Origin of the sequence: Myxococcus sp. RHSTA-1-4 (assembly GCF_020037125.1) — a bacterium.
GTDB lineage: Bacteria > Myxococcota > Myxococcia > Myxococcales > Myxococcaceae > Myxococcus.
In genome coordinates this window covers 1-1,247 of the sequence record NZ_JAIQDG010000122.1, presented here as the reverse complement: position 1 = coordinate 1,247, position 1,247 = coordinate 1, and the positions used below count along the sequence as shown (strand labels likewise).

Annotated in this window: 1 protein-coding gene; it reads right to left on the bottom strand. The window is 73.5% G+C overall.

Annotation, left to right across the window (positions count from 1 at the left end; all coding sequences use genetic code 11):
* Window positions 1-1,247, bottom strand: a 1,247-nt coding sequence (locus tag K8638_RS44195; RefSeq protein WP_223760813.1) for an amino acid adenylation domain-containing protein, incomplete at both ends; no start/stop codon positions are given.

Here is a 1,247-nt window from a genome sequence, read left to right as displayed (position 1 = left end):
GCTTCCACCTCACCCAGCTCGATGCGGAAGCCGCGCACCTTCACCTGCGCGTCGGCGCGGCCGACGAACTCCAGCGTGCCGTCCTCGCGCCAGCGCACCACGTCGCCGGTGCGGTACATGCGCGCCCCGGCTCCGCTCTCGGACGAGTCGCCAGCGCGGTGCGCCTGCGTCTCCGCCTCACCCGTGGACGTGGCGCCGGTGCGGTGCGAGCGCATCCGCGCTTCAGCCACGAACGGGTCGGGCACGAAGCGCTCGGCGGTGAGGGCCGGGCGGCCCGCGTAGCCACGGGCGACGCCGATACCTCCCACGTACAGCTCGCCCTTGACGCCCACGGGCACCGGCTCGCCGCGCGCGTCCAGCACGTACACGCGCACGTTGGCCAGGGGCCGTCCGATGGGCGGGACACGCCCGTCCGCCGCGCACTCGGTGAGCGTGGCGATGACCGTGGCCTCCGTCGGGCCATAGGTGTTGAGCAGGCGGCGGCCTGGAGCCCAGCGAGCCACCACCTCGGCGGGCAGTGCCTCGCCGCCGGAGATGACGGTACGCAGCTCGGTCAGCCCCTCGGGTGACGTTGCCGCGAGGGCCGCGGGGGTGAGGCTGATGACGGTCAGGGCCTCCTCGCGCAGCAGCTTCTGCAAGGGCGCGCCCGGCATCAGCTTCTCCAGCGGTGCCAGCACCAGCGCCGCGCCGGAGCACAGCGTGGTGAATATCTCCTCCACCGACAAATCGAAGGAGAGGCTGGCGAACTGCAACACGCGGCTGCCCGGGCCGATGCCGTAGGCCACCGCCTCGTGCGTCACCAGGTTGGCCACGCCGCGGTGCTCCACGGCCGTGCCCTTGGGCGTGCCGGTGCTGCCGGACGTGTAGAGCAGGTAGGCCAGGTGATACGGGGCCACGCCCGGCACGGGGGCCTCGGTGCTCTCGCGCGACAGCGCGTCCCGCTCGGAGTCGAGGCAGAGCGCGCGGGCACGGTGCGCCTCGGGGAAGCGCTCCAGCAGGGGGGACTGTGTCACCAGCACCGCCGCGCCGCTGTCCTCCAGCATGAAGGCCAGGCGCTCGCGGGGCAGCAGCGGATCGACGGGCACCCAGGCGCCACCGGCCTTGAGGATGCCGAGCAGGCCGACGACGATGTCCAGCGAGCGCTCGACGCTGAGCGCGACGCGGACCTCGGGCCCGACACCCCGGCGGCGCAGCGCATGAGCGAGCTGGTTGGCCCGCAGGTCGAGCTGCGCGTACGTGAGGTGCTC